The 13,248-nt window shown below is 55.5% G+C and carries 10 protein-coding genes; 6 read left to right on the forward strand and 4 right to left on the reverse strand.

Translation table 11 applies throughout. The features are described from left to right. The first annotated feature begins 24 nt into the window (after positions 1-24). From LG300_RS06460 to LG300_RS06485, 6 genes are all read left to right on the forward strand, one after another. On the forward strand, positions 25-2,205 hold the full coding sequence (locus LG300_RS06460) for an acetate--CoA ligase family protein (RefSeq protein ID WP_404377576.1): 2,181 nt from the start codon (positions 25-27) through the stop codon (positions 2,203-2,205). Continuing rightward, entirely contained in the window at positions 2,202-3,005 is an 804-nt protein-coding gene (locus tag LG300_RS06465) for an enoyl-CoA hydratase-related protein (RefSeq protein ID WP_404377577.1), read from the forward strand. The genes LG300_RS06460 and LG300_RS06465 overlap by 4 nt, the downstream gene beginning before the upstream one ends. 142 nt (positions 3,006-3,147) lie before the next feature. After that, positions 3,148-4,992 carry an SLC13 family permease gene (locus LG300_RS06470; protein ID WP_404377578.1) on the forward strand — a complete coding sequence of 615 codons (1,845 nt, stop codon included), beginning with the start codon at positions 3,148-3,150 and terminating at the stop codon, positions 4,990-4,992. Between the two features lie 117 nt (positions 4,993-5,109). Further along, positions 5,110-5,868, forward strand: coding sequence for a DeoR/GlpR family transcriptional regulator (locus LG300_RS06475; RefSeq protein ID WP_404377579.1), 759 nt, complete (start codon positions 5,110-5,112; stop codon positions 5,866-5,868). 150 nt (positions 5,869-6,018) lie between these two features. Next, the gene (gene glpK, locus LG300_RS06480) at positions 6,019-7,503 is read left to right on the forward strand and encodes a glycerol kinase GlpK (RefSeq protein WP_404377580.1); all 1,485 of its coding nucleotides are present in this window, start codon (positions 6,019-6,021) and stop codon (positions 7,501-7,503) included. Positions 7,504-8,087: 584 nt separating this feature from the next. Beyond that, positions 8,088-8,312: a hypothetical protein gene (locus LG300_RS06485; RefSeq protein WP_044628033.1), complete on the forward strand. Its 225-nt coding sequence runs from the start codon at positions 8,088-8,090 to the stop codon at positions 8,310-8,312. 165 nt (positions 8,313-8,477) lie between these two features. On the opposite strand, the gene LG300_RS06490 is transcribed toward LG300_RS06485, so the two are convergent. The 4 genes from LG300_RS06490 to LG300_RS06505 all read right to left on the reverse strand — a co-directional run bounded on the left by LG300_RS06490 (position 8,478) and on the right by LG300_RS06505 (position 13,248). Next, positions 8,478-10,118 (reverse strand): glycerol-3-phosphate dehydrogenase/oxidase, encoded by a 1,641-nt coding sequence (locus tag LG300_RS06490; RefSeq protein ID WP_404377581.1) that lies wholly within the window; start codon positions 10,116-10,118, stop codon positions 8,478-8,480. A gap of 127 nt (positions 10,119-10,245) precedes the next feature. Continuing rightward, positions 10,246-11,985, reverse strand: a complete 1,740-nt coding sequence (locus tag LG300_RS06495; RefSeq protein ID WP_404377582.1) for an ABC transporter substrate-binding protein — start codon at positions 11,983-11,985, stop codon at positions 10,246-10,248. 85 nt (positions 11,986-12,070) lie between these two features. After that, a complete protein-coding gene (locus tag LG300_RS06500) occupies positions 12,071-12,343 on the reverse strand; it encodes a DUF2160 domain-containing protein (RefSeq protein WP_044628030.1) in 273 nt (90 codons plus the stop codon). An 11-nt stretch (positions 12,344-12,354) separates the two neighbouring features. Then, the gene (locus LG300_RS06505) at positions 12,355-13,248 is read right to left on the reverse strand and encodes a carbohydrate ABC transporter permease (RefSeq protein WP_404377584.1); all 894 of its coding nucleotides are present in this window, start codon (positions 13,246-13,248) and stop codon (positions 12,355-12,357) included.

Consider the following 13,248-nt stretch of genomic DNA (forward strand, 5'->3'; position numbering starts at 1 on the left):
CTTCTTTGTCAAACAGGTCACACCATGAACACCATCGAAGGTCATCTTCCAGTCCGCAGCCCGTTGCATGAAATATTAGCCCCCTCCGGCATTGCCGTCGTCGGAGCCTCCGCTGACCCTACCAAACGGGGCTACAAAGCCATGGTTGGGCTCATCAAAGGCGGCTATCGGGGGGCGATTTACCCTATTAACCCGAAAGCCGACCACATTTTAGGCGTGAAGGCGTGGCCTTCTATCACCGAGCTGCCGGGCAGCCCTGAGCTTGCGCTGCTCTGTACACCCGCCGCCACCGTGCCTGCGCTGATTGCCGAGTGTGGCCGCCGTGGCGTGAAGGGGGCGGTGATTCTTGCCAGTGGGTTTGGCGAAACCGGCGAGGCGGGCGCGGCGCTAGAGGCGCAAATGATGGAGGCCGCCCGTGCCCACGGCGTGCGTATCATCGGCCCAAATACTTCCGGCATGTTTAACCTGCATCACCGAATCAACTTGCTGGCGCTGGAGAACGTCAAACCGGGCGATATCGGCATTGTTTCCCAATCCGGCAATATGCTGCTCTCCCTGGCGCTGGAGGCCCAGCACAATGGGCAGGTGGGGTTTAGCACCTACGTTGGCCCAGGTAACCAGAGCGATATCGGTTTTAACGACTATCTGCGCTATTTAGGGGAAGACGAATACACCCGTGTTGCCACCCTTTATGTGGAAGGCTTTCGCGACGGGCAGCAGTTCCTGAAAGTGGCCCGTGACGTGACCGCCATGAAGCCGGTGGTGGTATATAAATCCGGTGCCACTGAACAGGGCCAAAAAGCTGCCAGCTCCCATACCGGTGCCTTAGCCGGTAGTTATCAAATGACGGTAGACCTGCTGCGCCAAGCAGGCGTTAGCGTGGTGCAGTACTCCGATGAAATCCTACCCGTGGCGGAAGGGCTAGGGCGGCTGCAAAAAGCCCCCGGTAAGCGCGTCGCGGTGATTTCTGACGGCGGCGGCCAAGCCACCATTGCCGCTGATCGGTTATCAGAGGCGGGCCTGACGCTGGCCGAGCTTTCCGACGCCACCCGTGCCGCACTGCGCGAGGTGCTGCTGCCCCAGGCGTCGACGATTAACCCGGTGGACGTTGCTGGCTCCTCGGATGCGACCCCCTCGCTGCTGGCCCGCTGCATTGAGTTAGTGATGGCGGATGAAGGTGTCGATAGCGTCTTTCTAGTGGGCATGTTCGGGGGGTACAGCCTGCGCTTTGCGGAGTCGCTGATGGGCGACGAGATGCGTGGTGCAGAGCACATGGTGGAACTGGCTCAAGCCTCCGAGAAACCCCTTGTGATTTACAGCCTCTATGCGCCGATCAAACCGCCTGCGCTACGCCGTCTACACGAGGCCGGTTTGCCGGTGTACGCCTCCATTGAACATGCGGTGCGGGTACTTTCTGCCTTGGGCGAGCGGGGGGAGTATCTTGCCAGCCAAGAAACGCAGGAGACGATAGCGCCCGCCGCGCCATCGGAAACAGGCAAGGCCATGCTAAAAGCGGCCAAGGCAGAAGGACGCGACTTACTGGAATTTGAAGCGAAAGCATTGCTGGCGGAGCACGGCATCGCGGTGCCCGAGGAGTGGCTGGTGCGTCGTGAGGATGAACTCGTCGAGATCGCCCAGCGCACGGGTGGCACGCCGCTGGCGATGAAGGTGGTCTCGAAAGATATCCTGCATAAATCCGACGCGGGCGGAGTTAAGCTCAACCTGGTGGGTGAAGCCGCACTGCGCGATGCCTTTCAGGCAATTCACACAAACGCCCAGGCTTACGACCCAAACGCCAAGGTAGAGGGCGTGCTGGTAACACCGATGGCCGAGAAGGGCGTCGAAGTGATTATCGGCATGCTGCGCGACCCGATTTTCGGCCCGGTGCTGATGTTTGGCTTGGGTGGCATCTTCGTGGAGGTGCTCGAAGACGTGGCCTTCCGCTCGCTGCCGCTTACCCTGCGCGACGCACGCTCCATGGTCGATCAAATTAAAGCGCAGAAGGTGCTAGCGGGGGTGCGAGGGGCTGCGGGTGTCGATAAGCAGGCGCTGGTAGCGCTGTTAATGAAGGTCTCTCAGTTGGTGGAAGCCTACCCGGAGATTTGCGAGCTAGACTTGAACCCGGTGATTGCCTATCCAGAAGGCTATTCTGCCGCTAACTATGCCATCGTCGATGCCCGAATCATTGTGGAGCGCCACCCATGAGCCAGACACTTCCTGAATTAACCGACGCCACCTTAACCCTGGAAAACCGCGTGGCAACGCTCACCCTTAACCGCCATGACGTGCGTAATGCGCTCACCGGTACGGCGCTGGTGGATGATATCGTCACCACCGCCACGTGGGTGAACCGCTGCACAGAGGTGTCGGTGCTGGTGATCACCGGCGCTGGCAGCGCTTTTTGCGCGGGCGGCAATGTGAAAGATATGGCCGAACGCAGCGGTGACTTTGCGGGGGATGTGGCTGAAGTGGCCGAGCGTTACCGCCAAGGTATCCAGCGTATGCCGCTGGTGCTTAGTCAGGTGGAAGTACCCATTATTGCCGCCGTGAACGGCGCGGCGATTGGTGCCGGTTTCGATTTAGCGAACATGGCGGACTTGCGTATTGCTTCCCGCAAGGCGAGCTTTGGGGAAACGTTTCTTAACCTAGGCATCATCCCCGGCGATGGCGGTGCGTGGTTTATGCAGCGCCAAATTGGCTACCAGCGCGCCTTTGAGCTAACGATGTCGGGGCGGGTGATTAGCGCCGATGAAGCGCTTACCTATGGCGTGGTGCTAGAGGTGGTAGAGCCTGAGCAGCTGATGGATGCGGCGCTGGCCCACGCCAAGCGTATTGCAGCCCAGCCGCCGAAAGCCACACGTCTCACCAAGCGGCTAATGAAAATGGCCCCGGATATGGAGCTGAAGGCGTTTCTGGATGTATGCGCCGTGTTCCAGGGGATGTGCCATAATGAGCCTGAGCACCTGGAAGCCGTCGAGCGGTTGCTGGCCCGTATGAAAAGTTAAGGCGCGTGGAATTTTCCCTATTTTTTCAGTGCTTGTATGGCCGTATAGTCATCGTCTAATGTGGCGCTCACTGCCCAGCGCTTCTTGATATCAGGGATATCAAGGGGGCATAGCTGAGCCAACATAAGGAGATGGCACGCGCATGACTCTGGAAAGCATAGGACTCTCCCCCAGCACGCTGGTATTCATCGTGCTGGGGCTAACGCTAGTCGCCTTTATTTGGGGCCGTTTCCGCTACGACTTGGTGGCCTTGGCTGCCCTGCTAGGCTCGGTGATGCTGGGGCTGGTGCCTGCGGAGGACGCCTTTGCGGGCTTTGGGCATCCGGCGGTGATCACCGTGGCGGCGGTGCTGGTGTTGAGCCGTGGGTTTGAACGCTCCGGCGTGGTCGATGTGATTGCCAATCAGGTGCTAAAGGTGGGCGAGCGCCTGCTGCTACAGCTTCTGGTCCTGGTGGGCACGGTGGTCGTGCTTTCCGGTGTGATGAATAACGTGGGGGCGCTGGCGCTACTGCTGCCGGTGGCGATGCGCCTTGCACGGGAACACAATACGTCTCCTTCACTGCTATTAATGCCCCTGGCGTTTGGTTCGCTGCTGGGTGGTTTAACCACGCTGATTGGCACGCCACCCAACATCATCATTGCTGCTTACCGGGGCAATATGACCGGTGAAAACTTCGGCATGTTTAGCTTCTCACCGGTGGGCATTGTGGTAGCGCTTGCTGGCCTGGTGTTTATTGTGCTGGTGGGCTGGCGCTTAACGCCTAAGCGCAGCGGTCAGGCGGCGGCGGACGATATGTTTGATACCGCCAACTATCTGGTCGAGCTGAAAGTAACCGAAGACTCCAAAGCTAATGGGCTCACCCTCCAACAACTGCGCGATGAGCTTGATGAGACCATTCCTGTCTTAGCAGTGGTTCGTGAGGATAATCGCCGAGCGGGTTATCAATTCCACGGCGTTCTGCAAGAGGGCGATATTCTCCTGCTGGAAGCTGGCCCGGACGAGCTAAAGTTGCTGGAAGATAAAGTAGGCCTGAGCGCCATTGCCGAGCCTGAAGAGCCGGATGAAGCGCAGGAGCAGGAACAGGAAACTGACGCCAAGAAAGACGATGAGCGGCAGCCGGTGGATACCGAAGGCCTTCAGCTGATTGAGGTGGTGATACGCAATGATTCGGTGATGGTTAACCGCAGCGTGCGGGAGCTACGTCTTAACCACCAGTTCGGCTTGCATTTAGTCGCCGTCGCCCGTGACGGTGGCCGCTTAAAGCAGCGCCTGCGGGATATCCGTTTCCAAACCGGTGACGTCTTGTTACTGCAGGGAAGCGAAAACGAAATCGCCGATAGCTTATCAACCCTGGGCTGCCTGCCGCTGGCTAACCGGGAACTGCACTTGGGGCAGCCGCGCAAATTGGCGGTGTCGGTGGGCATTTTTGCGCTAGCCATTGCAGCGATGATGTTTGACTTGTTGCCTGCCGCCGTTGCCATGAGCAGCGCCGCACTGGTGTCGCTGCTGATTGGCGTACTGCCGTTAAGGGATGGCTATCAAGCCATTGATGGCCCCGTTGTTGTGCTACTGGCCGCGATGCTGCCGGTGGGCGAGGCGCTAGAAACCAGCGGCGGGGCGGACATTATTGCTGAGGCGCTGCTGCGCTTTGGCGTTGAGTGGCCGATTATTGTCTCGCTTGTGGGTCTATTTATGCTCTCTATGCTGCTGTCTAATGTGGTCAATAACGCTGCTGCAGCGCTGCTCATGGCCCCCATTGCCGCTAGCTTAGCCAACGGCTTTGAGGCGTCGTTAGATCCGTTCCTGATGGTGGTGGCAGTCAGTGCCTCCTGTGCGTTTTTAACCCCGATTGGGCACCAGTCAAATACCCTGGTGCTTGGCCCAGGGGGCTACCGGTTTGGCGACTATTGGAAGCTGGGACTGCCGCTTTCGCTGGTGGTCATGGCGGTGGCTATCCCTGCTATTCTGTGGGTATGGCCGCTCTGAAGTAAGCTCAACATAAGCGTAACCCTTGGCTTGTTCAAAATGTTCGCGTTATCAGATTGCGAAAATTTGCTAATCTATAGCGTACATAGATCAATAAATAACGAACAGGCCGGGCTTATGAACCAACAGTACCGCCAAGATGCCATCGTCGAACTGGTTCGCCAGCACGGCTATATGAGCATCGAGCAACTGACCGAACACTTTGCAGTGACCCCACAAACCATTCGTCGCGACTTAAACACGTTGGCTAACGAAGGCCGCGTGCGCCGTGTCCACGGCGGTGTGGGAGTGGAATCCAGCACGGTGAATACCGCCTACAGCACCCGTAAAACCCTGCACTTGGAAGAGAAAGAGCGTATTGCCCGCTGCTTGGCGCAGAATATTCCCCATCACTCATCGCTATTTATCAATATTGGCACCAGTAATGAAATGATTGCTCAAGCACTGCTAGAGCACCAAGGGCTAGAAATTATTACCAATAACCTAAATGTTGCCGCGATACTCCAGCATAAAGAAGATTTCACCGTCATTATTGCAGGGGGGCAGGTGCGCTCTCGAGACGGCGGTATTATTGGTGAGGCCACCATCGACTTTATCAACCAGTTCAAGGTGGATTACGGCATTATCGGGATCAGCGGGATTGACGAGGATGGCTCGCTGCTGGAGTTTGACTACCAGGAAGTGCGCGTTGCCCAGGCCATTATTGCCAACTCCCGTCGGGTTTACCTCGCTGCGGATTACTCCAAGTTTCATCGTAACCCGGTGGTACGCCAGGGCAACATCTCCCAGCTGGATGCACTATTCACCGATCGAAAGCCACCTGAACCGATCCAACGGCTACTCACCCAGCACGATGTGGCGCTGCACATTGCCTGAAGCGCTGCTTGATTCAGGCTACATCCGAGCTACAGCTAAGGTGGAAAGAGTTCATACTTGAGCATTTTAAACGGCTGGAGTAGCCTTGGATAATAATAAATCGAAACAAAATAGACAAAAACGAAAATCCTACAACAAAGTGAACACGATATGTCCTCCTTTATTCTCGCCATCGACCAAGGCACTACCAGCTCCCGTGCAATTCTGTTTGACCGTCAAGGCCAGGTTGCGTCAGTTGCCCAGCAAGAATTTCCCCAACATTTCCCGCACGATGGGTGGATCGAACATAACCCCGAAGATATTTGGGAATCTGTTATTGCTACCTGCCGTGAGGTGTTGAAAAAAGCCCAGATAACGCCTGAGCAAGTGGATGGTGTGGGCATTACCAATCAGCGTGAAACCACCGTGGTGTGGGACCGAGCCACCGGCAAGCCGCTCTATAATGCCATTGTATGGCAAGACCGGCGCACCTCTGAGCGCTGCCAGGCGCTGCGGGATGAGGGCCACACTGACGCCGTACAGGCGAAAACCGGCCTGCTAATTGACCCTTACTTCTCTGCTACCAAGCTTGCCTGGATACTCGATAATGTAGAGGGTGCCCGTGAACGCGCAGATAGGGGCGAGCTAGCGTTCGGTACCGTCGATAGTTTTTTGATGTGGCGGCTTACCGACGGTAAGCAGCATGTCACCGATGCCACCAACGCTTCACGCACAGCGCTATTTAATATTCATGACCAAACCTGGGATGAAGAACTGCTGGCGCTGTTTAACGTGCCCGCTAATATGCTCCCTGAAGTGAAGGATTCCAGTGACGACTTCGGCACCGTAGAAGCGCACTGGCTGGGCGCACCGCTGCCTATTGCGGGTGTTGCGGGCGACCAGCAGGCGGCGCTGGTAGGGCAGGCGTGTTTTAAGCCTGGCATGGGTAAAAGTACCTACGGCACCGGCTGCTTTATGATTGTGAATACTGGGGAGACGGCCTCAATATCACGAAATCGCTTGCTGACTACGGTTGGTTATCGGATTAACGGTAAGCCTACCTACGCGATGGAGGGCAGCATCTTTGTGGCTGGGGCAACGGTGCAATGGCTGCGGGACGGCTTGAACCTGTTTGCGGATGCCTCGGAAACCGAAGCTCTGGCTCAGAAAACCCGTAGCGGCCATAGCGTTTATTTGGTGCCAGCCTTTACCGGGCTGGGCGCACCCCACTGGGACCCGAAAGCCCGTGGCGCGATTTTTGGCCTCACCCGTGATACCGGCATTGCCGAAATCGTGGCGGCGGGCCTGCAGGCAGTGTGTTATCAAACCCGCGACCTCCAACACTGTATGAACGACGACATGGATGCCACACCAGGGAATCTTCGCGTCGATGGTGGCATGGTGAAAAATAGCTGGGTGATGCAGTTCTTGGCCGATATGCTCAATGTGCAAGTCGATAGGCCAATCATCCTTGAGACCACGGCGCTAGGAGCTGCTTATTTGGCCGGTTTGCGCCTTGGTTGGTTTAGCACGTTGGAAGAGATTGAGCAGCTTTGGCAGTGTGAGAGGAGCTTTACGCCCACTATGGAGGAAGCCACTCGTGAAAAGCTCTATCAAGGCTGGCTAGATGCGGTATCCCGGGTGCGCTCAAGTTAACTCATGGCGCTCATTTAGCAAAGAGTAACGCCGCTATGGCAATAGCGGCGTTTTTTATATCCGTATGTCTAATAGTTGTATGTTTTTTTAAGTGTAAACTTCCCCCCGGTTTCGCAATAAGCGCCAAGATGCAGTTGCTTAGCAAGTATTTGGCGCTTCTTCAAAATGCGTTAAACCTTTTTAAAACAGTTGTTTAACCCTTCTCCTGAAAGTAATTGTCACCAACGCCGCTTTTTTTACCGTTATGTAGTCAAACTACAACCACGCCTGCGGCCAATGATGCATTGTAAGCATCGCCCCCGTGAACCATAGTGAAGTCATGGATCAGGGCGGTGTTTTGTTATCCCGATACGCTGAACTGCTCCTTGCTACACACCGAGGCGCTGCCGCATTACCAGGGCGCTTAAGGCGAAGGTCTTGTAACGCTTGTGACCATATCGCAGTTACCGAACTGGGCACTTACCCGGCCCAGCATGAGTAGCAACGTCACCATTCGTCGTTAATTAAGATGGCTGCTTGATGATTCAATAAGCGAAGCTTAAGCAATAACAAGCAGCGGTTGACCATACCATGAGGGACTTATTATGAACTGCATCGAATTGAGCCAACAAGCCGACCGTATCGCTAGCTCTTTCAGCAAACAGGATTTAGCCAAGCTGGTATTGGCGCTGAAAAGCAACCGTGAGTCGCTCCAACATGCTGTCGAAGTTATCGACACCATTGATAGCCGTTCAGGCTGCACACTGGAAGAAGCATGGGATGAAGTATTAGCGGGCGATTCACAATTGTTAGTCGAGCACGAAGAGTAACCCCCTTCACTAGCTTGCTTAACATTTTTAAGCCCCTGCTATTAAATTAGCAGGGGCTTTTTCTTATGAAAGGAGTGTGGTTGGGAGAGTGTTGTTAGCGATTTTTAAGCAGGGTTTATTAAGTGGTTAATGTGTAGTGTTAAGTATGGGTGGAAGTGAATGCTTTTAAGGGAGCGCTTCCACGGGTGGACGAGAAGTGTCGCGATTCTCTTCAAAGTACGTGGCAAAGCGTTCTTCTGCGGCATCACCAAACAGCACGCGGCACGCTTCTTTCAGGCCAGCGGAGTGGCGTAGCTGCTCATGGTGAACCACCAGTGATACTTTTGCCCGGCGGCGCAGGAAGTCCTCAAGCTGGGTGATCATCTCATGATCCCGGGCATGCTCCAGCTCGCAGCGAATATACTCAGTGCCTTCAATAAGAATATCGGCTTCCGAGGGGTCCTGGCGAATTTTTTCCAGCATGGGGATAGCCTGCTCGGCATAGCGCCGCCACAACCGCGAAGAGAGTGGCTCGGAGGAAGTAGGAGCCGTCATCTCATCTAGGTTCATTCGCTTAGCTTGATCCATAAACTGGCGTTTTACCGCTTCGGGCGGTTCGCCATACCAGAGGAAATTGGGGTCGGTGAGCGTAACGCCTAACCGCTTCACCTCATCGGCAATTTCATCGCCCACGTTTAGGCAGTCCGTCAGCTTGCCGCCAAAAATACTGATATGGGCACTCTCTGGGTTGGTGTCGATGACGTGTTTACGCGATAGCTGAAGGAAATCCCGGTCGCTGCCTTGGTCCGCCTTAATGGCAAGAGGACGCACGCCGCAGCGGGTAGAGATAATATCCTCTTGGGTTAGCGGTTTATCCAGCGTTAGGCGCTTATTGATATTTTCCAGCACAAAAGCGATGTCGTCAGCGGTAACATCTACCTCTGGGTGCTCCATGTGCGTGTCGGTGGTGCCGATACAGGTGCGATTGCCCATAGGGATCACAAAAAAGAGCCGTCCATCATCGGCAAAGAACGCCAGCACCCGCTTGGTGTCGGTCAGTTGCGGCACGATCAGGTGAATGCCTTTGGAATAGAGATGCTGGTGGGTGGTTTTTTGCCCGGTAAGAGCGTTGTGCTGGTCGACCCAAGGGCCAGCGGCATTAATCAGTACTTTGGAGCGGATGCTAAAGGTGCTGCCATCCATGACGTTGCGGGCTTTGGTAACCCAGGTGTTGCCCTCGCGCTCTGCCCCCAGAGACTCAACGTAGTTGGCGGCTACCGCGCCGTAGTTCAGTGCATGACGCACAAAATTAAACACAAAGCGGGCGTCGTTATCGTGGAGGTAAGCATCAGAATACTCGAACCCACCAACGGCGCCGTTAATATCGATAATGGGCTCTTCCTGTTTTATCCTTTTGGGCGAGAGCAAGCGTGGCAGTTTGGTAAAGCCATTGCCCATTAGCCAGTAGAGCCAGGTGCCCGCCCACAAATAGCGGGGCGAGTGGCGAAAACCTTTGGTAATCGTGGTAAGAAAGCGAATTTCTTGAACGGTAGACGGGTAGCTTTTTATTAAATGATTGCGGCTTTTGCAGAGCTTACGTACCAGTGCAAAATCTTTGCTTTCCATATATTTAATGCCGCCCCAAACCAGGTTTGAGGAGTGCATGCTGGTACTGCCAGCAAAGTCGCCACGGTCGATTAGGGCCACTTTGGCACCTTTACCTGCCAGGGCGGCGGCGGTTGCTGCACCATTGATGCCGCCACCGATAATCAGCGCGTCAAAGTCATCAGTGTGCAATTTCTCGACATTACGGTTACGCAGTTTCATAGCGGTTCCAATTAATTAAGAAAAAGCCCCGTGTTGGTATGCGGTTTCAACAAGTGGATGAGGCATGCCATGCCCGCCGCTGATGACACCGCTAGAACGGGGCGGGCTAATGCCCGCCCTTCAGGCATTAGCGGGTACCCGCCGCCATCCATGCTTCCATCATTTCATCGTAAGGAACGGTGGTTCCCTGCGGCATTTCATTTTCTAGCTTCGGCTTCGGTGAACCTTCCTGATCAAGCCAGTATTGCGGATCGCGTTCTTCGTTCAGCACCGGGGCGTAGCTGTCGAAGACGTTAGCGCGGGCTAAGCGGTGCATGGTGTTATCCATATCGGCTGCCAGCTTATCCAGGCCTTCCTGGGGAGTAACTTCGCCGCTCATTACTGGCGCCAGGTTTTGCCACCACAGCGGTGCCATGCGCGGGTAGTCAGGTACGTTGGTACCGGTTGGCGTCCAGTTGGACTCGTTCGGGCTGCGGTAGAACTCCACCAAACCGCCCAGTTTGGGTGCCATTTCGGTCATCTGTTCAGAGAAGATGTCAGACTCGCGAATCGGCGTTAGGCCCGCCATCAGTTTTTCCAGCGAGGTGGTTTTCGCCACGGTGAACTGGGCAAATAGCCAAGCAGCGGTGCGGCGGTCTTCTGGCGTGGAGTCGAAGAAGGTCCAGGCACCCACGTCCTGATAACCCACTTTCATACCTTCTTCCCAGTATGGGCCGGTGGGGGAAGGGGCCATACGCCATAAGGGGTTGCCCTCATCATCGGTAACGGCAACAGCTGGGTCGGTCATGTCGGCGGTAAAGGCGGTGTACCAGAAGATTTGCTGGGCAATGTGGCCTTGTGCGGGCACGGGGCCAGCTTCACCAAAGGTCATGCCTTGCGCTTCGGGCGGTGCGAAATCACGCAGCCAATCTACGGCTTTCTGCATCGCAAACACAGAGGCGGGGGAGTTGGTCGCACCACCGCGGCTAACGCTTGCGCCGACCGGCTGGCTATCTTCGTTGACACGAATACCCCAGTCATCCACCGGGTTACCGGAAGGCACGCCGGGACTGCCCATACCCGCCATGGAGAGCCAGGAGTCATGGAAGCGCCAACCCAGTGACGGGTCGCGGCGGCCATAGTCCATGTGCCCGTATACCTTGGTACCGTCGATTTCACCGACATGTTCGGTAAAGAACTCGGCGATATCTTCATAGGCGGTCCAGTTGGTGGGCACGCCTAGGTCGTAGCCGTAAATCTCACGGAACTGCTCTTGCAGATCTTCGCGCTGGAACCAGTCATAACGGAACCAGTACAGGTTGGCGAATTGCTGGGTGGGTAGCTGGTAAAGGCTGCCAACCGGGCCGGTGCCGTACTGCAGGCCAATGAAGTCGTCCAAATCCAGGGTGGGCAGCGTGTAGTCTGCCCACTCATTCTCCATGGCGTCGCTTAGGTTAATGGTGGTGCCGTAGCGAATATGGGTGCCAATGGAGTCGGTGTCGTTCACAAAACCGTCGTAGATGCTGTTACCCGATTGCATCTGGTTCTGCATGGTATCGACGACGTCGCCTTCGCCAATAATGTTGTGGGTGATGTTAATGCCTGTCAGCTCGCTAAACGCGGGGGCAAGCACTTCGCTCTCATAGACGTGGGTGGTTAAGCCCTCTGCCACGGTTTGGATATCCATACCGCGGAAAGGCTCGGCAGCCTTGGCGAACCAAAGCAGCTCTTCGATTTGCTCTTCACGGCTTAGGGTTGAGTTTTGGAAGTGCTCATCGACCAAGCGCTCGGCGATTGCCCGTGCGTCATGGTCATCTGCCATTAGGCTCCCCGATGCGAGCATGAGGCTAGCGGCGAGGGTAGTGAGTTTGAACTTGTTATTACGCATGTTGACCTCGTTTTGTTGTGCTCTTCCCTGATAACGTGAGCGTCCTTGATACCGCCGTACTGACGCTGAATGCTAAGCCGGTGGCCTAGCCCCAGCGCATTAACACCAGCAGCCATACCGCTGATAGTGCTAGTGCAATCCAGATGGATAGCGTGGTGAAGCCGATAACACCTAGGTGGATAAATGCTGCGGAGAGCAGGCCAATAAACAGCCTGTCACCTCGGGTGGTGCTAATTGGCAAAAAGCCTTTGCGCTCAACGGTGGGCGATAAAATTTCCCACAGCGTCATGCCTGCGAGCATCGCGGCAATGGATGAAAAGAAAATGGCAGTTGGCGTTGTCCATACCATCCAAGACATAGCATGACTCCTTAGGTGCGGCCCAGGGCAAAGCCCTTGGCGATATGGTTGCGAACGAAGTAGACCACCAGAATGCCCGGCACGATGGTAAGTACGCCGGCAGCGGCTAGCGTGCCCCAATCAATGCCCGAGGCAGTGGAGGTGCGGGTCATGATCATGCCGATGGGTTGGGCATCGGTGGCGGTGAGCGTGCGTGCCAGCAGCAGCTCTACCCAGGAGAACATAAACAGGAAGAACAGCGTGACGCCGATACCGGAGCGGATCATGGGGATGAAAATCTTGATGAAGAAGCGTGGAAAGCTGTAGCCGTCGATGTAGGCCGTTTCATCGATCTCTTTCGGCACGCTGCTCATAAAGCCTTCCAGAATCCAAATAGCCAGCGGAATATTGAACAGGCAGTGGGCCAGGGCAACAGCGATGTGGGTATCAAACAGCCCAACCGAGTAGTAGAGCTGGAAGTAGGGCAGCAGAAATACCGCAGGCGGTGCCATCAGGTTGGTGAGCAGCCAGAAGAACAGATGCTTGTCACCAATAAAGCGATAGCGGCTGAACGCGTAGGCAGCAGGCAGCGCGACGCAAATGGTGATCAGCATGTTGAGCGCCACATATAGCATTGAGTTCACATAGCCCATGTACCAGCTGGAGTTGGTGAAGATGCCGATGTAGTTATCAAACGTCAGTTTCTGGGGCCACAGCGTCATGGAACCCAGTATCTCGCTGTTGGTTTGCAGCGACATATTGATCAGCCAGTAAATCGGCAGAATCATCAAGAACAGATAGAGCCCCAACAGCATCCGCGAGCGCAAGCGGCTGCGGGCGTTGCGTTTGCGACGCTGAGCCGAGGTGGTGCGGCTAAAAATAGTGTTGTATTTCTCACCCTGCTGGGTGTTTTCTAAGCGGTACAT

Origin of the sequence: Vreelandella aquamarina (assembly GCF_044805175.1) — a bacterium.
Taxonomy (GTDB): Bacteria; Pseudomonadota; Gammaproteobacteria; order Pseudomonadales; family Halomonadaceae; genus Vreelandella; species Vreelandella aquamarina_B.

What these genes read in the sequence shown, in the direction of transcription:
- LG300_RS06470 (WP_404377578.1), top strand. Translation starts at nt 3,148, where the DNA reads ATGACTCTGGAAAGCATAGGACTCTCCCCCAGCACGCTGGTATTCATC.
- LG300_RS06490 (WP_404377581.1), bottom strand. Translation starts at nt 10,118, where the DNA reads ATGAAACTGCGTAACCGTAATGTCGAGAAATTGCACACTGATGACTTT.
- LG300_RS06460 (WP_404377576.1), top strand. Translation starts at nt 25, where the DNA reads ATGAACACCATCGAAGGTCATCTTCCAGTCCGCAGCCCGTTGCATGAA.
- LG300_RS06505 (WP_404377584.1), bottom strand. Translation starts at nt 13,248, where the DNA reads ATGTACCGCTTAGAAAACACCCAGCAGGGTGAGAAATACAACACTATT.
- glpK (WP_404377580.1), top strand. Translation starts at nt 6,019, where the DNA reads ATGTCCTCCTTTATTCTCGCCATCGACCAAGGCACTACCAGCTCCCGT.
- LG300_RS06485 (WP_044628033.1), top strand. Translation starts at nt 8,088, where the DNA reads ATGAACTGCATCGAATTGAGCCAACAAGCCGACCGTATCGCTAGCTCT.
- LG300_RS06495 (WP_404377582.1), bottom strand. Translation starts at nt 11,985, where the DNA reads ATGCGTAATAACAAGTTCAAACTCACTACCCTCGCCGCTAGCCTCATG.
- LG300_RS06465 (WP_404377577.1), top strand. Translation starts at nt 2,202, where the DNA reads ATGAGCCAGACACTTCCTGAATTAACCGACGCCACCTTAACCCTGGAA.
- LG300_RS06500 (WP_044628030.1), bottom strand. Translation starts at nt 12,343, where the DNA reads ATGTCTTGGATGGTATGGACAACGCCAACTGCCATTTTCTTTTCATCC.
- LG300_RS06475 (WP_404377579.1), top strand. Translation starts at nt 5,110, where the DNA reads ATGAACCAACAGTACCGCCAAGATGCCATCGTCGAACTGGTTCGCCAG.